At 51.2% G+C, this 17,807-nt stretch carries 20 protein-coding genes and 1 pseudogene; 12 read left to right on the forward strand and 9 right to left on the reverse strand.

The window, feature by feature from the left end:
* Nucleotides 1–122: 122 nt before the first annotated feature.
* From B5G42_RS11255 to B5G42_RS18700, 7 genes are all read left to right on the forward strand, one after another.
* Nucleotides 123–452, forward strand: a complete 330-nt coding sequence (locus tag B5G42_RS11255; protein ID WP_087270399.1) for a DUF5640 domain-containing protein — start codon at nt 123–125, stop codon at nt 450–452.
* A gap of 59 nt (nt 453–511) precedes the next feature.
* The gene (locus tag B5G42_RS11260) at nt 512–1,564 is read left to right on the forward strand and encodes a DUF5067 domain-containing protein (protein WP_087270403.1); all 1,053 of its coding nucleotides are present in this window, start codon (nt 512–514) and stop codon (nt 1,562–1,564) included.
* Nucleotides 1,565–1,663: 99 nt separating this feature from the next.
* Nucleotides 1,664–2,800, forward strand: a complete 1,137-nt coding sequence (locus B5G42_RS11265) for a hypothetical protein (RefSeq protein WP_087270406.1) — start codon at nt 1,664–1,666, stop codon at nt 2,798–2,800.
* Nucleotides 2,801–2,819: 19 nt separating this feature from the next.
* Nucleotides 2,820–4,190, forward strand: coding sequence for a TPM domain-containing protein (locus B5G42_RS11270; protein ID WP_087270408.1), 1,371 nt, complete (start codon nt 2,820–2,822; stop codon nt 4,188–4,190).
* Nucleotides 4,191–4,205: 15 nt separating this feature from the next.
* Nucleotides 4,206–5,360, forward strand: coding sequence for a hypothetical protein (locus B5G42_RS11275; RefSeq protein WP_087270411.1), 1,155 nt, complete (start codon nt 4,206–4,208; stop codon nt 5,358–5,360).
* A 47-nt stretch (nt 5,361–5,407) separates the two neighbouring features.
* Entirely contained in the window at nt 5,408–5,977 is a 570-nt protein-coding gene (locus B5G42_RS11280) for a DUF6935 domain-containing protein (RefSeq protein WP_087270414.1), read from the forward strand.
* Between the two features lie 104 nt (nt 5,978–6,081).
* Nucleotides 6,082–6,459, forward strand: coding sequence for a hypothetical protein (locus tag B5G42_RS18700; RefSeq protein ID WP_242961208.1), 378 nt, complete (start codon nt 6,082–6,084; stop codon nt 6,457–6,459).
* A gap of 367 nt (nt 6,460–6,826) precedes the next feature.
* Here B5G42_RS18700 and B5G42_RS18185 read toward each other — a convergent pair whose 3' ends face one another.
* Nucleotides 6,827–7,006, reverse strand: coding sequence for a hypothetical protein (locus B5G42_RS18185; RefSeq protein ID WP_162611092.1), 180 nt, complete (start codon nt 7,004–7,006; stop codon nt 6,827–6,829).
* A 443-nt stretch (nt 7,007–7,449) separates the two neighbouring features.
* On the opposite strand from B5G42_RS18185, the pseudogene B5G42_RS11290 reads away from it, so the two are divergent.
* Nucleotides 7,450–8,394 (forward strand): annotated as a pseudogene (locus B5G42_RS11290) (glycosyltransferase family 2 protein); the annotation flags it as partial.
* Nucleotides 8,395–8,875: 481 nt separating this feature from the next.
* Here B5G42_RS11290 and B5G42_RS11295 read toward each other — a convergent pair.
* The 8 genes from B5G42_RS11295 to B5G42_RS11340 all read right to left on the reverse strand — a co-directional run bounded on the left by B5G42_RS11295 (nt 8,876) and on the right by B5G42_RS11340 (nt 15,005).
* Nucleotides 8,876–9,181, reverse strand: a complete 306-nt coding sequence (locus B5G42_RS11295) for an RNA polymerase sigma factor (protein ID WP_162611093.1) — start codon at nt 9,179–9,181, stop codon at nt 8,876–8,878.
* Nucleotides 9,182–9,779: 598 nt separating this feature from the next.
* Nucleotides 9,780–10,646, reverse strand: a complete 867-nt coding sequence (locus B5G42_RS11310) for an aminoglycoside 6-adenylyltransferase AadE (RefSeq protein WP_001255868.1) — start codon at nt 10,644–10,646, stop codon at nt 9,780–9,782.
* A 156-nt stretch (nt 10,647–10,802) separates the two neighbouring features.
* Nucleotides 10,803–11,042, reverse strand: coding sequence for an aspartate/glutamate racemase family protein (locus tag B5G42_RS11315; protein ID WP_071585656.1), 240 nt, complete (start codon nt 11,040–11,042; stop codon nt 10,803–10,805).
* On the reverse strand, nt 11,039–11,770 hold the full coding sequence (locus B5G42_RS11320) for a class I SAM-dependent methyltransferase (protein ID WP_022582627.1): 732 nt from the start codon (nt 11,768–11,770) through the stop codon (nt 11,039–11,041). The genes B5G42_RS11315 and B5G42_RS11320 overlap by 4 nt, the downstream gene beginning before the upstream one ends.
* Nucleotides 11,771–11,866: 96 nt before the next feature.
* Complete coding sequence (locus B5G42_RS11325) at nt 11,867–12,412, reverse strand: AAA family ATPase (protein ID WP_087270423.1); 546 nt, start codon at nt 12,410–12,412, stop codon at nt 11,867–11,869.
* A 199-nt stretch (nt 12,413–12,611) separates the two neighbouring features.
* On the reverse strand, nt 12,612–13,388 hold the full coding sequence (gene ant(9) / locus B5G42_RS11330) for an ANT(9) family aminoglycoside nucleotidyltransferase (protein WP_002578722.1): 777 nt from the start codon (nt 13,386–13,388) through the stop codon (nt 12,612–12,614).
* Between the two features lie 24 nt (nt 13,389–13,412).
* Nucleotides 13,413–14,183 (reverse strand): nucleoside phosphorylase, encoded by a 771-nt coding sequence (locus tag B5G42_RS11335; RefSeq protein ID WP_002578723.1) that lies wholly within the window; start codon nt 14,181–14,183, stop codon nt 13,413–13,415.
* Between the two features lie 24 nt (nt 14,184–14,207).
* Nucleotides 14,208–15,005, reverse strand: coding sequence for a helix-turn-helix domain-containing protein (locus B5G42_RS11340; protein WP_087270425.1), 798 nt, complete (start codon nt 15,003–15,005; stop codon nt 14,208–14,210).
* Between the two features lie 470 nt (nt 15,006–15,475).
* On the opposite strand from B5G42_RS11340, the gene B5G42_RS11345 reads away from it, so the two are divergent.
* The 4 genes from B5G42_RS11345 (at nt 15,476) to B5G42_RS11365 (ending at nt 17,722) form a co-directional block, all read left to right on the forward strand.
* Nucleotides 15,476–15,889, forward strand: a complete 414-nt coding sequence (locus B5G42_RS11345) for a cysteine-rich VLP domain-containing protein (RefSeq protein ID WP_007215983.1) — start codon at nt 15,476–15,478, stop codon at nt 15,887–15,889.
* Between the two features lie 110 nt (nt 15,890–15,999).
* Complete coding sequence (locus tag B5G42_RS11350) at nt 16,000–16,395, forward strand: replication initiator protein A (protein ID WP_007215984.1); 396 nt, start codon at nt 16,000–16,002, stop codon at nt 16,393–16,395.
* Between the two features lie 183 nt (nt 16,396–16,578).
* Nucleotides 16,579–17,523: a MobV family relaxase gene (gene mobV / locus B5G42_RS11360; protein ID WP_007215985.1), complete on the forward strand. Its 945-nt coding sequence runs from the start codon at nt 16,579–16,581 to the stop codon at nt 17,521–17,523.
* On the forward strand, nt 17,507–17,722 hold the full coding sequence (locus B5G42_RS11365) for a hypothetical protein (protein ID WP_007215986.1): 216 nt from the start codon (nt 17,507–17,509) through the stop codon (nt 17,720–17,722). Before mobV ends, B5G42_RS11365 begins: the two co-directional genes overlap by 17 nt.
* Nucleotides 17,723–17,807: the final 85 nt, after the last annotated feature.

The following is a 17,807-nucleotide window of genomic DNA, read 5'->3' on the forward strand; positions in this document are numbered from 1 at the left end:
CCTTTCTTGAGCCATCTTGTGGTAGGAGATGATCACCAATCCACAGCATCCCTTACAGTGTAGCACAGCCCTTGGAGAGGGGCTTTAATAACTACTACTCTATAATACAAGGATATGATGAGATGAAAAAGTTTACAGCCTTGCTCCTGCTTACCGTGACCCTCCTGACCCTTGCCGCCTGCGGCAGCAAAGATCAATTGGCCGGTACCTGGTCGGCTGAATTTGAGTATGACGGCGTGATCACCTGGACCTTTGACGGAAAGGGCAAGTGCAAGATGGAAAACAGCTTTATCGACCAGGATGGCACCTACACCATTGAGGGCGATCAGCTTACGGTGCTACTGGAACTGTGGAGCGAACCTTCCACCTACACCTTCTCCGTGAGCGGCAACAGCCTTACGATGGAGGAGAACCGGGGTTACGGTATCAGCGGCACCTTCACCAAGCAGTAGTCTGCACAGTCTATTTTCAGCTGATTTATCTATCTCAGACCAGATTGGAGGAGAACAGGATGAAACAGAGGAAAAGCAGACTTGTTTGCCTGCTTCTTGCAGGGGTGATGCTGTTCGGTCTGGCTGCCTGCGGAAAAGAGAAGCCAAAAGATCCATCAAAAGATACGCCGCCGCAGCCGACGGAAGATCATCGCCAGCTAACGGTGGGGCCCTTTGAGCTGCGCTACAAGGACGCGAAGATCCTGGAAGCATCTGACGGGAAGGATATCCTCATGCTGACCCTGGATTTTACCAACAACAGCAAAGAGACCATTTCCTACCTCTGGGCGGTCCTTGATTGGGCGGAGCAGGATGGAGCCGATCTGGACTATGCCCACGCCAGCACCTATGCCCTTTATGAGGTGACCGAAAGCCAGGATGAGGAGGTTGCTCCGGGCAAGACAGTTGAGGTCCAATCCGCCTTTATCCTGGCGGATCCCACAAAGCAGGTCAAAGTGAGCTTTGAAGAGATGGACGGCGGCAAGAGCGATACTATTACCATCGATCCATCCTCCCTCAGCCGGGAGCCTGCCAGCGGCGATACCCAGTCCCCCGCCCAGACCGGCGAGACGCTGCTGGACTGGTGGAACGGAGACTGGTACGGCTGGTGGACCATGAATGGCTGCTGGGGTGTTTACGAAGAGCTGGAAGGCCAGCGATGGGATATCTGCGGCACCATCGACATCGATGAGGACTATACGGGTGCCGTGGAACTCTGGGACGAGGACTATGGGCCCGGAGAGGTCATGGCAGCCGCATCGGTCACCCTGAATGAAGCCGGGGTGGGCACCCATGGCACGATCATGTCTGAGAGCGGCTGGTTCTCCGACATGGCGCTGGAACACGCGGACTGGATTGTGGATCCCGGCCTGATGGATTACGAGGACATGATCTGCATCGACGGCTACTATGAAAACGGCGAGGATGAATTCCACTATGAAATCTATCTGCGCCCCTGGGGAACCAGGTGGGATGATGTGAATCCAGAGGATATGCCCAAGCTCTATGATGACTGGTATCTGCCCCTGATCGAGGCATGGGAGCCCATGCCGGACAGCATCATGGGGGGCTGAGGTGTCCCCGGGGATACGCAGGCGTAACACAGATTGCTTCCGGCGCTGCGCCTGGATCGCTGACAGGCGCAGCGCCGGCATGGGAAGCGAGGGAGTCAAATGCCAGCACAGGTAACCAACTATCAATGCCCCGGCTGCACCGGTCCGCTGCACTTCTCAGGCGCTTCCGGCAAACTGGAGTGCGAGTACTGCGGCGCCAGTTACGACCCGGCGGAGATCGAGGCCCTTTATGCAGAGAAGGAAGAAAAGGCGGCGGCCGCCCAGCAGGCGGCAGAGGAAGCCCGGGACCAGCAGGCTCCGCCGTCCGGCGATGAAGCGGCGTGGGATACCTCTGGCTTCAGTCAGGACTGGGGCGCCGAGGGGGACGGTATGCGATCCTACAGCTGCCCCAGCTGCGGCGCGGAGCTGATCTGCGAGGAAAGCACGGCGGCCACCTCCTGTCCCTACTGCGGGAATCCCACGGTGGTGCCGGGACAGTTCTCCGGGGAATTGAGGCCGGACTTCATTCTTCCCTTCAAGCTGAGCAAGGAAGATGCCGTCAAGGCCCTCAAGGCCCACTACAAAGGGAAATTCTTCCTCCCCAAACGGTTTACCGAAGAAAACCATGTGCAGGAGATCCGGGGGATCTATGTCCCCTTCTGGATGTTTGACGGCCAGGCGGAGGGCGACGCCCATTATGAGGCCACCCGTTCCCACATCTACCGCCTGGGCGACTATGAGATCACGGAGACGGAACACTACGACATCTACCGGGCCGGGACTGTCACCTTTGAGAAGATCCCGGTGGATGCCTCCAGCAAGATGCCGGATGACCACATGGACTCCATCGAGCCCTATGACTATCAGGAACTGAAGGTATTTTCCACCGCCTATCTCCCCGGCTTTCTTGCCGATAAATTCGATGTGACCGTGGAGGCGTGCCGGGAGCGGGCGGATCAGCGCTGTGCGGGCACCCTGACCTCCGCCCTGCGCGATACCGTAACGGGCTATGATACCTGTATGCCCACCAGCAACAGCGTCAATCTGAAGCGGGGCAAGGTACATTACGCCATGATGCCCGTCTGGATGCTGAACACCAAGTGGAAGGGGAAGGACTTCCTCTTTGCCATGAACGGGCAGACCGGGAAGCTGGTGGGTGATCTGCCGGTAAGCTGGGGAAAGGTCTGGGGGCTGTTTGCCGCCATAGCCGCCCCCCTGTCGGTGCTGGGTTCGCTGCTGGCGGTCTTTGTGCTGTGAGAAGGAAGGTGGAGCAGATATGAAGAAACCAAGCTGGGTGTTTGCCCTCGTCCTCCTGCTTTCCCTGTCTCTCTGCCCGCCCGCTGCGGCTGTAACGGAATACGGCGTGATCTATGATGAAACAGAGTCCCTGGGCTCTCAGACGCTGGGTATGCAGGGCGAGGAGACCCTGCCCCAGCTTACAGAGGCCCTGGGCATCGACCTGCGGGTGGATGTGCTGACCCTGATCGACGATGACAACATCGGCGATGCCGCCGCGTGGCTCTACGAGGAATACGGTTACGGCTATGGTGCGGATCGGGAGGGCGTCACGCTGACCATCCTGATGGAACCCCTGGATGTGGAGACCTACACATACGCCATGCCCACCCACAACGGCTGGTACGTCTACGCCAATCTCAGCGAAGCCCGGGGCAGCAGCCAGGAGCTGGCCGACGCCGTCAGTGATGCGGTGGCGCCCTATATGGTGGAGCGGGCGTGGAACGGCGAGGACATGACCATGAGCGCCACGGCCCTGACCCAGGCGGTGGACGCTATGGCAGTGGCAGCGGAGGACTATATCCTGACCTACTGCCCGCCAGGCACCTCCGGCGAGGAGCCCGGTACCGAGACAGCCGAACCGTCCAAACCGCCCCAGGTACCCGCTCCCACCGAGGACCCGGAAATACCCGAAAGCCCTGAACAGGGCAGCGTCAAAATGCAATATATCTTTGACATCAGCGACCTGCTCTCCTACGAGGAGTGGGAGGAACTGGAGGCCCGGGCCCAGGATATTTCCCGGCGGCACAACTGCGGCGTCTATTTTGCTCTGGTGGACGACTACACCGACTATGGAGACGGCAGCGTATATGAAGTGACCTGGCAGCTCTACCACGGCAGTGAGCTGGGTATGGGAGAGAGCCGGGACGGCATCATTGTACTGCTGAGCATGGCGGAACGGGACTATGCCATGTTCGTCTACGGCGAGGACGCCGAGTATGCCTTCAATGAATACGGACAGGAGCAGTTGGAGGAAGCCTTTCTGGACGATTTCGGGGACGACGACTGGTATGGCAGCATATCCCACTACCTGGACGCCTGCGATACCTATCTGACCCAGGCCGAAGAGGGTGAACCGGTACGCCCCGCCAGCTGGCCGAAGATCCTCATGGCCACAGGTATCGCCTGCGCGGTGGCAGGGACGATCTGCTTCATGCTTATGCGCAGTATGAAATCGGTCCGTCAAAAGGCGGAGGCCGATACATATCTCACCCAGGGCGGTCTGCAGCTGACAGAACAGTATGACCGGTATACCCACACCACCAAGACCCGCACCAAAATCGAAAAGAATGACTCCGGCAGCAGCCACAGCGAAAGCGGCGGCGGCAGCGGCCGCAGCGGAAAATTCTGAGAAGGAGGACGGACCATGAAGAAGGTGAACCTGCATCGATTCCTCCCGGTGCTTCTGTGCATGGCACTGGCCCTGAGTCTGGCTGCCTGCGGCGGACAGGACAAGCAGCCTGCAGATGATCAAACGGACCAGGCAACCAGTACCCTCTCCGGCAATAAGGGGGAACTGGATGTTGAACCCACGCCGACGCCGGAACTGGAAACGGAAGAAGGGACGCAGTCCCTTGCCATGCTGCGCGACAGCATGACCAACAGCGACCAGATCGCCGGAGCAGTGGCCTACCTGGGCTACTGGGAGCAGGGAGAATTTGGGACGGTGACGGACTGGCTGCAGGCAAATTGCCCCGCGCTGGTAGAGGAGCTGCCCTTTTTGCTGGAGATTCCCCCTGAGCGCATCCTGGGCGGCGGCGTCGGCGAATTGTACTGCACCGTCCCCCGGGATGAAAACACCAGCCTGGCGGTCAACCATGTCACATGGGAGTCTGTGGGCGACGGCAGCCAGCCGGTGGCCGATGAGATCCTCTACCGGGAGGAATTTGCCCAGCCTGTACTGGTGGTGGTAGATTATGAGGAGTGGTATGAGGAGCCGGACACCCAGATCGTCCTTGTGACCAACGACGGTGTGGAGGTGACCTGGTGTCCCCTGTCCGACTTCGACGGTGTTCCCATCATACCCACCAGTGAGGACGGGGTCCCCATGCTGATGGATTTCGCCATTTGGGGATATACCACCGGACTGGACTATCCTGATGGGTGGGACCCCTCGGGGAGCGAGGATCCTCCGGGGGACTGCTGGCCCCTGCCGCCTACCGACCTGGGCCTTGCGGACACCAGCTGGAGCTGCGGCAACTGGATGATGGACCTGAACTGGGGGGACAGCTCCTGGGGGGGCAGCGCCTCTCCGGGCTATTCCGGCAGCGTGGAGCTATACTACCATGAGGACGGGCAGGCCTATGAGCTGACCTATGTGGGCGACTGGTACATGGAGGGTGACTGCCTTCGGCTGGAACTCTTTGACGGCGCGAGCTACTGCATAGAAGGCAATTTCCCGGTACTCATCTCTCCCTCCGGCGAGTATCTCCACATGGAGCAGGACCGGGAGACCGGTGAGTGCCCGCCTTTCTTTGGCGAGGGCGATACTTGTGTGGACCTGGCGCTGGTCTATGGCTGAGGAAAACAGGCCTATGAACCCACTGGGAACCTAAAAGGAGAATTTGTATGGGCATTTTTGACAAACTGAAAAACTCCGCAATGGATACCGTCCGGGCGGCTGCTTCAGCTGTGGGGAATCAAAGCGAGAGCTTTACCTTTGCGGCCCTCCCGGAGAGCCTTGCCGAGATGCAGGCGCTCCCGGAGGCGGCCCTGAACACCCCCTTTCAGACGGCGGCTTTGACTGTTCTAGCTCTGTGCGCCTACGCCGCCGACCGGCAGATCGGGCAGGATATGCTGAATTGGCTGCGGGGGCCCCGCCCTCTGAACGGACAGGACATCTCCTTTCTGAATGACCGTTTCCGGGACGGAAAGATCTACCTGCCCTTTACCTACTTTGCCGGCTCCACCCCTGACAACAGCTACACCCCCACCCAGCCCTATACCATTCGGGTGGAAAGCAACCACGTTTCCGGCGAGGAGCAGGGCTATATGAAGCTGTTTATTCCCTGCGGCGGCGCAGATGCGCCCCGGCCCATCAAGCTGCGCCAGCGGGGGAGCGACGGAAAGTGGTTCCTCTGGGAGCAGTATTTGCTCACCGGTGTCCGTACCCCAAAAGCCGCCGATCCGTGGGCGTAGCCCCCAAGGAATACTGGCGCTGGAACCGGATCTGGTAACGGAAGGGCAAAGCGCACAGCGGACACAGCCGGAAAAACATTCGCATTTGACAGAGGGTGCCCATTATGAAAATAGTTCTGTTTATATCGTCCAATAAAATGCTTGGTCAGGGACTATCGGCGGCCGTTCAGTCAAAATCAAAGCTCGATTTCAAATGGGCGGCCCAACTTAATTATCCCCAAGCCATCGTCGGTGTGGATATTTTCCATGCTGGTGTGGTGATATTGGATGCTGCGGATCAGGCGGATATGGAGCAGGCGGTTGAGATTTGCCGTTCACTCCGGCAGAGAGAGCCGAACGTGAAGATCCTGCTTCTGGTCAGGCCGGAACAAGCCGTTGTGCGCGAAGTGGCTGTAAATGCCAAAAATGCAGGTCTGGCTGATGATTTCGTCTTTTATGACAGTTCCCCGACCTATCTGCTGGCAAAGCTGGAGGCCTTATGAGGACTGTTGACTCAAAGCCGGCTGTGTAAAAATAGCCGATGCTCAATCTGGGGTTCCTGTTGGTACGGGAACCCCAAATAATCCGTAGGCCATTTCTGATGATCCTCCATTCCCGATCGACCTTGACAGCCGGGAGTTTTCCATTCTGGATCATCCTGCGGATCTGATGACGGCTGGTTTTGAGCATGGTAACCGCCTCTTTGTCAGTCAGAATATCGCTTATGCCCAGGGATCCTGCCGGAAGCTGCTGCCACTTTTGGACTGATAGTCTCGCGGCTCTTTATAGATGGCATTGTGCCGTTACCGAACATTTGACTTCAGAAAGCTCCAGTGCACTTGAGTTCAAATTACCGTTCCTTATGTTATCTTATTTTACATCATCCCTGCTTTTTGTTTCAGATGATGCAGAAATCGGTTCCTTTTTTGCGCCTTCCTGGCGCATCTGGTCTGTGACGTGACCGTATGTATCCAAGGGGAAGGATGCTGCATAGTGGCCCAAGTTTTCCTGAACAGTTTTGATATTGCAGCCGGACTGCAGCGACAGCACGGCACAGCCGATTTTACTCCGGCGGTAGTGGTTTCCCTTATAGTTTCCCTTTTAGATAGATTTTTCACAAATAGCACGCAGAACGAAAAGGTTCAATAAGCAAAGCAGGTATATAAAATGAGTTCAGTTCTGCAACAAAAGAAAGAGCTTAAAAACACTTCACACGAATTCGAGTCCCTTCGGGCGTACCACGAAGAAATCCTGTAACCACAAGGGTTACAGGATTTCTTTTTTTGATTTTTTGGAAAAAACGCTTGTTGCTTATCTGCTTTGGTTGATTAGATGATGCCGATCATTTCTTAGCCTTTGCAAAAAAGCGGTCTGGATTTCCTGTGTCCAGGCCGTTTTTTCTGTTCTCACCGACGATGCCGGTTGCACTTTGGACTGCATTTTGTCTTCTTTCATAAAGAACTATTTATGCTGGATAAGGAGACAATCTTAAAATGGCTGATATTCTCTATATTGTAGTGCCCTGCTACAACGAAGAGGCCGTGCTGCCTGAGACCGCCAGGCGACTAAGGGACAAACTGGAGGCTCTGATGGCGGCGGACAAGATCTCGGAGAAGAGCCGGGTACTCTTTGTCAACGATGGTTCCAGGGATAGTACCTGGCGCATCATCCAACAGCTCCACAGGGAGAATCCGCTGTTCAGCGGCGTGGATCTAAGCCGCAACCGGGGACATCAGAATGCCCTGCTGGCGGGACTGATGACAGCGGCTGACCGCTGCGATATGGCCATATCCATGGATGCCGACCTCCAGGATGATGTGGACGCGGTGGATACCATGGTGGAGCAGTATGAGAACGGCTGCGACATTGTGTACGGGGTGCGCTCTTCCAGGCAGAAGGATACCTTCTTCAAACGATTTACCGCTGAGGCGTTTTACCGGCTGATGAATTGTTTGGGTGCAGAGACGGTATTCAATCACGCCGATTACCGGCTCATGTCCAGAAGGGCGCTGGAGGGCCTAAGCCAGTTTCATGAAGTCAATCTGTTCCTCCGGGGCATCGTGCCTATGATCGGCTACCGTACCGGCACGGTGGAATACGAGCGGGGACAGCGGTTTGCCGGTGAGAGCAAATATCCCCTGAAAAAGATGCTCTCCTTTGCCATGGAGGGAATTACCTCTCTGTCGGTCAAGCCTCTCCACATGATCACCGGGCTGGGATTCCTGGTTTTTCTGGTCAGTGTGGCTGTGTTGATTTACTCCGTGATTCGCTGGACTATGGGGGACACCATTCTGGGCTGGGCCAGCGTGATCTGCTCCGTATGGGCTATCGGCGGGCTGATTCTCCTGTCCCTGGGTGTGATCGGGAAGTACATCGGAAAAACCTATCTGGAGACCAAGGGACGGCCTCGGTTTCTGATCCGGGAGGTGCTGGAGGACCGGTATCTTGCCCAAAGATCACCGTTAAAATTACCGTCCTCGATGAGCTCAAACCCATCTGGAACCAAGGAGGGCTTCACATCCTCCAGCGGAGTGGGAATATCATTGGCAGAAGAGGAGAAACCAAAGCTGACCCCGCCATTCAAGTTGTCTTTTATCATATTCAGTGTCCCTGCCCGGAACTCCGGAAAGGCCGCAAAGGCGATGGAGAGGACCAGAATCCCCAGCAGCGCCACCAAAGCCACGGTTTTGAGGATTCTTACTGTGGTGTACCTAGCAGTTTGGGCATTTTTCTTCCGAAATGTTCGGTTGATGGCCTTCAGGCAGGCCCGGTGGATGTCCTGGGGCACCTCCGCGTCCGGGTCCTCACGGAGAGCTCGGTTTTCCTGCAGGGCCTGCTTGCCGTGAAGCTCCGCCACATGGTTCATCAGCAGGGTGAATAATGCGTCTTCGTAGGCCTCCTGCAGTTGTTCCTGCCGCTTCATAGAGAATGATCCGCCTCCTCGTTCATCAGCTGGAAGGCGCGCCGCCGGGCTCTGGTCAGCTTCATGCGGATGCTGCTGGCTTTACAGCCAAGCATATCGGCCAGTTCAGTATCCTCCTGGCCCAAAATGTACTTTCCTTCCAGAAGAAGCTGATCGTCCTCTGGAAGCAGATCCCAAACCTCCGCCAGACGTTCCAGACGCTCAGTCTGCAGAAGATGGTCGTCCAGGGAGGGCCCAGGCATGACCACATCCTCATCCTCCAGATTGCTGCATTTGCCGGTTACCCTACCTTGTTTTCTCAAATGATTGATAGCGGTATTTAGGTCAGTTTACAAGGAACTACACGCAGACCGTGAAACGGGCTGCTGACAACAAACGGCGGTATGCTCCCGGAGAGGGCAGCATACCGCCTGTTTTGTTGTCCGGGGTTTCCAAAGGGGTGCCCCCTTTGGCACACGACTTTGCTTGCAAAGTGTAGTGTGTTATACCTGCTGGCGTGGCTGACGGGGGAAACGGGGTGCGGTGCTTCTTGCGCCCCGTTTGCTCCGGCAGGAAAACAGGCTGAATTTTTGCGAATGGGAATGAGCAAAAAATCGGCCTGTTTTCAGAGAACGGCGGCAGGTATATGAAAGCCCCCGTCCCTCGTCCTACGCTCCGACTTGTGGACAAAGTGTCCCGAAGTTGTGGCCACACTCCCGGAAAAGTAGCAGGACAGCGGGCAACCGTCAAGGCTGAAATGAACGGGGTTACACCCGGCCTTGACCGCCGCCCGCCGCCCCGCTGGATGGGTGGACAAGGCGGCCAATCCCTCAAAGTGCTTGTCCGCGCTCTTTCTGATTTTGAGGTATTCAGTTTTTCAAAATTGAATAATCAAAATAAATTTTTTCGATTGAAAAAATTTTATTTGTTATCATCTTCAATGCCATATTTTTTCTTTTGCCGAATCACATAATTACTGATTTTTTCATCATATAGTGGATACTGGTAATCCAACTGGCATGCCACTTCTGACGAAACCTCCCGGAACAATGCCATACATTGTTCAAAGGATTCCCACATATGGGGATAGGAATCCATATTATAAGTGGACATAAGTCGTTCCCACAATTCCTCTGGGACATATTGCTTCATAAATTTATAGTTTTTTCCCAAACTGAAATGAAATCCCTGTTTGATACCAATCAGCCAGGAAATCATGCGAAGCAATTCTTTTCGTACTATATCATTCATATGGTCAATAGCAAAAAGAATTTCTTTGCGGCATAAGCCCTTTACTACATATGTTGTAGTATTCCAAAATTCATTACAGCAATCGTCAAACATTCTTTGAGTAGGCTTCTGCAAGTGGTAGTCTATATCCGTTGGTATTGGCGGCTTTACGATACGGTTGTCTTTATCCAACAGTAACTTTACCAGTTTATCCCATGTAAAATACTCGTCTATCAGTTCCAGCGGCAGCAAAGTTAAATCTATCTTAACATCATCAGTAAACAGCATTAAATATGAAAATCCCTTTTCTACAGCTGGAAATAATTCCATATCTTCCGGCTTTTGCAGAATCAACCTTTCACCAAATATATCTAGCCATTTATCATCACTTGTGAAGCTGTCCATATCCGTAACAAAAAAAGTAATATCAAAATCCTGAAAATCATCAGGCGGAATATTTGTATTTGTTCTAGATCCTTCCAAAGTAACCATGCGAATGCGTTTGTCTGTTTTTGCAAAATTCAAAACAATATCATAAACTTCCTTTTCTGATCTCATTTTTATCTCCTCCAATTATTGAAATAGGTGTGAAGCCATTTTAGGGCTTTCCCGCCTTGATTACCCTTTAGCAAAGACGGGCGGGGCTGTCAACGGCGGCGCATGAAATGCGCCGTTCATCTTGACCGTTGACTGGCTCGGCTGGCTTTGCTATTTTTATCGAATTGCATATTGGTAAATTGCATTGATATGTACTTGGGTTGTATTCACGATTGGCACATTAACATCTTCGGGCTTTATGGCAAGTGGCAGCTCCGTACAGGCGAGAATGAGTGCATCTACATTTTCTTTTTCAATGTATTTATTTGCCAGTGCAATCATTTTCTCTTTATCACTAGGAATTACTATGCCATTCTCTAAATTGGGGTATATCAGTTTTCCTAATAGAGATATTATTTTTTCGCTATCGCCTTTACAAGTAACATCATCGGGCGGCGAAGTTCATCTTCCATACCCGGAATATCCATCATCTCTTTAGGCGGTTCTGCTTCCTCTACAACTTTAAGCTCAAACCCATTGTTCAGCAATCCCATTATAATCTGTGTAAGTGTGTGATGTTGTTTTACTACATCACATCCTAAAAAATGTGTATTTCGTTCTCCTGTTATAAAGTAATTATCAATCGCCCAATATTGCGGTTTCCCATCATCTGTATAAATCCAATCCTGCCCAACTCCTGCGGTAAAAACAGGGTGTTCGATATTAAAAAGAAAAATTCCACCTGGTTTTAATGTCCTATACACTTTTTGAAATATTTCCACTATGTCCTCTATATAGTGCAGAGCTAAATTAGATATAACACAATCCCATTCATTTTCTGGATAGTCATATTCCTCTAATCCGCTAATACGATATTCAATTTGATTTCCTGAATTGCGCTTTTGGGCTTCCTCAATCATTTTCTTACTTAAATCGATCCCTAATATTTTTGTAGCTCCTTGTTCTTCTGCGAACTTGCAGTGCCAGCCATATCCGCACCCCAAGTCAAGAACAGATTTTCCTTCTAACGAAGGAAACAAAGGTTTTAATTGATGCCATTCACCAGCAGCTTTTAACCCCTCTTTACTGCGGGACATCTTTGCATATTCTTCAAAAAACTTCTCATTATCGTATTCATTATTCATAACCTTAACATCTCCTATTTTATCCTTCGGCACCGCCGCCTCCAGGCGGCTCCCCAACTTCATCTGCTCGATAAATGGGAATTGCACCAAAACAATCTAAGACAACAATGCTGCCCTACTTGCGATTTTTTCTTGTACTGCGGAAACAGTTTCTTGAATGGAATAATTGGTCGTATCTATAACATTCGATTCATATATCCCCAAATTACAAAATTGCTCCCACATTGTTTCTACTAATTCAACATTTGTTTTTCTGTCTAATTTTGAACGTTCCACAGCTCGTTTCATAGTTTCTTCTTTACTGGCTCTTAAAACAATATAGTGTACTTCATAATCTTCTCGAACAAGGGCTCTCCATGGTTCTAAAAACCACGGCCCGACAATTCCATCTACAATTACATCATATCCGCCGCGGGCATAGCGCTTTGCAGCTTCTAAAAAGGCTTCAATGACAACTAAATTTTGTTCGTTGGACTCTGGTAAATGCGGCGGTATTGCTCCTTTGCTTAAATAATGAAAAAAGTCGTCTGTGTGCATATGCACAGATTTATCCATGTTCGATTCTTTTGCGACAATCGACGCAGTTGTTGTCTTTCCTGTTCCCGGCGAACCTGTAATCACAATAATTCTTCCTTGATTCATCTACATTCTCCCTCGCAATTCAGATTTACCGCTCTCTTTCTGATTTTGGAGCGTTTCTTCTCTCAAGATTGAAATGGGCGGGAAGCCATTTTAGGGCTTTCCCGCCTTGATTGCCCATCAGCAAAGACGGGCGGGACTGTCAACGGCGGCGCATTTATGCGCCGTTCATCTTGACCGTTGATTGGCCCCGCTAACTTTGCTACTCTGTTCTAAGTAATTCCTCAATTTGTTTTTTCATATATTCTACAAGTGCCATCGCTTCCTTTTCTACTGTCTCCCATTCATCAGACAAATTTCCCAAATAAGCTTCCTTTGCCGTTGTTAGCAGGGGGGGAAATCTCTCCGGCAATTTTAAAATTACCCATTTTGCGGCAACATCTTTTGTCGTGATTTCTTCTGTTACTAAAGTAAACCACATTCGTGATAAGGTTAATAACACATTTCTTTCATCACCCTTAAAGCTGGAAATCAAACCAGGTAAAGAAAACCGAATTGCTTTTTTAATTTCGTGAAATGGGATAGCGGGAATAAGCTCTTTGCTTTCCGCCCCCTTCAAAGTTATGCTATTTTTTCTTGCTTGCCATAATAAAATCATTATATCTGGGTCATTGCAGGCTTGCGGATATTCTCCTGCTTCCATCTCTCCCCTTAGCCATTCACCATACATATACTGACATTTTGGCGGAAATTGCAACGGAACAATATCAGATTGATTGATAATAGTTACCTCTAAAGGTCTTTTTTCAATACAGCCTACGGAGCCAGAAATTTTCAATAATTGCTTTGTTAGATCTGCTCTGATTGAATTACTCAATTCTTGTTTAGTAATTATCAGTATATCTATATCACTATCTGGACGCAGCCCATTCATTGTTGCTGAACCATATAAATATATCCCCAATATTTGACCTTGTAATATGGTTTCTGCTATTGAAATAACTTGATTTACTTGTTGTGGAAATTCATTTATATTCATTGTAACTCCTATATGTATTTATTTTTACTCCTCAACAACTGATAAAACAGCGTCTAAGGCTAATTCTAAGGCTATGGATATACTTGTTTTTCCCCATTCTCTTTCTTGGTATTTATGAGGGTCTGCAAGAGTATCGGCTGAAAAAAGCAGCATAGCCCATGTAACTTTTCTAAATTTTGCACACGCCGCCAATGCGGAACATTCCATTTCTACTACTTGACATCCCTCTTCTTTCCGATACTGAACCATTTCTACTGTTTCTCGATAAAAACCGTCTGTTGTCCATGTTTTAACTTCCCAATATGGTATATTCTTTTGGCTTAAAGCAGATTCAATCGCATTTATACCAGCCTTTGAAATCTCTACTTCTCGGGAGGGAGGAAGATAATGGTAAGATGTTCCCTCATCTCTCAATGCAGAAACAGGTATCAAAAATCTATTTTCCGGGATGTCTTCCAATACGCCACAGGAGCCGACGGAAATAATCTTTGTTACACCCCCTGCAATTAAATATTCTAAAACTTGGACGGCAGCAGCACTTCCCACAGGAGCCGGACATAGACATATTTTCTCCTGATTATAAAGACATTCATAAATAGGATATCGTCTTGTTGCACTTTCAAATTCATCTATCTGTATTCCATCATGGGTATGTGCATAATTTTCAACCTCGTCTCCTAAAAAAGCAAACACTGCTTTTGCAGGAAAACATTTTTTCCCATTTCCCGGCTGAAAAACAGCTTTTGATGCGGTATCGTACTCTAAAACAGGGTAGTCATGCTTTACTAATGGCATATTATTATCTCGAATAACAGGCTATTATTCTATTCCTTTCATCATCTTTTTTGCCAACTGCTTGAACAGGTCGGCAGTTTCTTCATCCATCGGCGTAAGCTGTCCGATCTGTCCGGCAACCATCGCCGCTACATCGTCAATGGAAAGCGGGTTTTGCTTCTGTTCCGCCAATGCGTCCCGCATGGCTTGGAACATCGCGGCGGTCACAGCTTCTCCCGGCTGTTCCCCGTTGTCAATGTCTTTCTTAATATCCCGCAGGATAGCAAGGAACACATTTTTGATTTTCTCAATCTCCGCCTCATGTTCCCCCATCTTTTGGGCGTTCAAAAGCTGTAAATCCTGCTTCGCTTCTGCCCGGTGTTCCGGGTGTTCTTTCATCAGGTCGGACAGGGAAGCCGTTGCCATCTCGATAAGCTGGTTTCTTGCTGTTATGCCCTTTGCCGCCGTATCCTGAAAATAAATCCGTATCAAATCTATCAGCTTGGGAAAATTCCTGTGTTCCAACAGACGGTTGAGGATTTGCACATCAACAGCACCCGTCACAAGCCCCCTCACGGCCCCCTCTGACAAGCCTAATTCAGAAATATCGTAACTTTTACGGACGCTCACGGTAGACAAGCCCAGTATGTAGTCTGTCGATACCTTAAATTCCTTTGCCACACCTATGAGAATATCACTGCTTACCGTTCTTGTTTCGCCGCTGACAATGCGGCTCAATTGGGAAGCGGAAACGCCTATCTTCTCCGCAAGTTCCTTTTGTGTGATGTGGTTCCCGTTGCATAAATCGGAAATCCGCTGTCCGGGTGTTCCGGGTAAAGCCATAGACACGCACCTCCTCCGCATACTTCCATTATACAAGATAATTGCAAAAATGCAATTTCCAAAGTGTAAACTTCATCAAAATGCAATTCTCGCAAAAAGCCGGGATTTGCATTTTTTTCGTGTAGACTTAGGGTAGTTCATCGATGGACAGCACCTTGAAAACAGAATGACCGTCCGAAAAGAGAATACCACGGCTGGGGAAGCACCGCCAGGAGCCGGACTTTTGGACACTTTGTCCAGAGGTCACTTCGGGACAAAACGTCCCGAAGCTGCGGGGAGCGTGCCAACGCCGGAATACGCCGCTATTGTCGGGGCCCCCGCAAAGCCGCATGGCTTTGTGGGGAGAGGAGGAGCAGCGGAGCGAGTGAGTTTTGCCGCTTGCGGCGAAACGAGCGATACGCAGCTTGCGACGACGAGGCAGGAAACCTTTTCGGGGAGAACGGCAATGGAAAGCAAAATGGAGGGAACGCATGAGAGATAACCCCTATAAAGACTTGCCGCCGCTGGAACGCAGGCCGGACGGTTCCCTTTACCGCATGACACCGGCGCAGAAGAAACAGGCGGCCAGCCTGATACGCCGGGAGTGCTGTTGCTGTGAGGACGGCAACTGCATTGTCCTTGACGATGGGGACGCCTGCACCTGCCCGCAGACGGTTTCTTTCTCGGTCTGCTGTAAGTGGTTCCGCTGGGCGGTCTTGCCGCTGGACGGGACGCTGAAAGCGGAGATTTTCCGGGATAAGGACATGAAACGCTGTGCGGTTTGCGGCGGCGTGTTCGTCCCCAAATCCAACCGGGCTAAATACTGCCCGGACTGCGCCGCCAGAGTTCACAGGCGGCAGAAAACAGAAAGTGAACGGAAAAGGAGGTCTGCTGTGGACAGTTAGGAGCGGAAAAGCCTTGATTTATAAGGCTTCGCAGGCCCCAAACCGGGGCAGGTGGTATAAAGTATCGCCCGCCCCGGAAAACGGGCTTCTAACCGTCCACAAAACACGATATGACAAACACGATTTACATTCACCAGCCGGAACAGGCGTTCAGCTTCACCCGGCTCCCGAATTTTCTCTTTGAAGCCCCTACATTCAAGCCCCTGTCCAACGAGGCAAAGGTGTTGTACGCCTTTATCCTGCGCCGGACAGAGTTATCCCGCAAGAATGGGTGGGCGGACGAGTACGGGCGGATTTACCTGTACTATCCCATCTGCGAGGTAGTTGACCTGCTCCGCTGTGGGCGGCAGAAAGCGGTAAATACCATGCGGGAACTGCAATATGCCGGACTGGTGGAGATCCAGAAGCAGGGCTGTGGAAAACCCAACCGCATTTTCCCAAAATCCTATGAAGCGGTTCCGAACACCGACTTCAAGAAATCCCGTTCTGGTACGCCGGAGGGCTGAAAACCGTACCCATGAAGTACGGAAATCACTCCTGAGAAGTACGAAAACCGGACGGTATATAGAAATACAAAGATTAAAAAGATTGATTTATATTCTATCCATTCCAATCCTATCCGAGCTATTTTCTGCGGGATTTTCCCTGTGGAAAACCCCGGATAGGAAAGGAATGGGGAAAGGAGCAGAATGGCACAGCACGCAATTTTGCGTTTTGAGAAGCACAAGGGCAACCCGGCAAGGCCGCTGGAAGCCCATCACGAACGGCAGAAAGACCAATACGCCAGCAACCCTGATATTGACACCAGCCGGAGCAAATACAACTTCCATATCGTCAAGCCGGAGGGACGCTATTACCACTTCATTCAGAGCCGGATTGAGCAGGCCGGGTGCCGAACCCGCAAGGACAGCACACGGTTTGTCGATACGCTGATAACCGCCAGCCCGGAGTTTTTCAAGGGGAAATCCCCAAAGGAGATACAGGCGTTTTTCCAGAGGGCGGCGGATTTCCTCACCCACCGGGTAGGGCGGGAAAATATCGTGTCGGCGGTGGTACACATGGACGAGAAAACGCCCCACCTGCATTTGACCTTTGTTCCGCTGACAAAGGACAACCGCCTGTGCGCTAAGGAGATTATCGGCAACCGGGCAAACCTGACGAAGTGGCAGGATGATTTTCACGCCTACATGGTGGAGAAATATCCCGACTTGGAGCGTGGGGAAAGCGCCAGCAAGACAGGCCGGAAGCATATCCCCACCCGGCTTTTCAAACAGGCGGTTTCCCTCTCCCGGCAGGCAAGAGCCATTGAAGCCACACTGGACGGCATTAACCCGCTGAACGCCGGAAAGAAAAAAGAGGAAGCCCTCTCCATGCTGAAAAAGTGGTTCCCGCAGATGGAGAATTTCTCCGGGCAGTTGAAAAAGTACAAGGTCACAATCAATGACCTGCTGGCAGAAAATGAGAAGCTGGAAGCACGAGCCAGAGCCAGCGAGAGCGGCAAAATCAAAGACCGCATGGAGCGGGCAAAGCTGGAAAGCGAACTGCACGATATGCAAAGGCTGGTTGACCGTATCCCGCCGGATATACTGGCGGAACTGAAACGGCAGCAGCGGCAGTATGGAAAGGAAAGGTGATTTTATAAGTAACAATATCAGATACAAAAAGGAAACAGAAGTCGTGACTTTTCAGGGAAAGGAAATCACGCTGGAAAACCTCTCCCCGGTGTTCACGCCGGAGCAGGAAGCGACCAAACGCCGGGAACTGGAGCAGCAGCTTTATGAGGTGTTCCGCAAATATGCCGATAAGCGGCAGAAAGAGGAAGCCGGGGCATAAATCCCGAAGCCATCGTTGATTTGCGGGGCTGCTGGCGGTATAATAGAACTGTCAGCAGCTCCGTTTCTTTTTAAGAAAAGGAGCG

The sequence above is a fragment of the Flavonifractor sp. An91 genome (genome assembly GCF_002159225.1).
In the GTDB taxonomy this organism is placed as follows: Bacteria; Bacillota; Clostridia; order Oscillospirales; family Oscillospiraceae; genus Flavonifractor; species Flavonifractor avicola.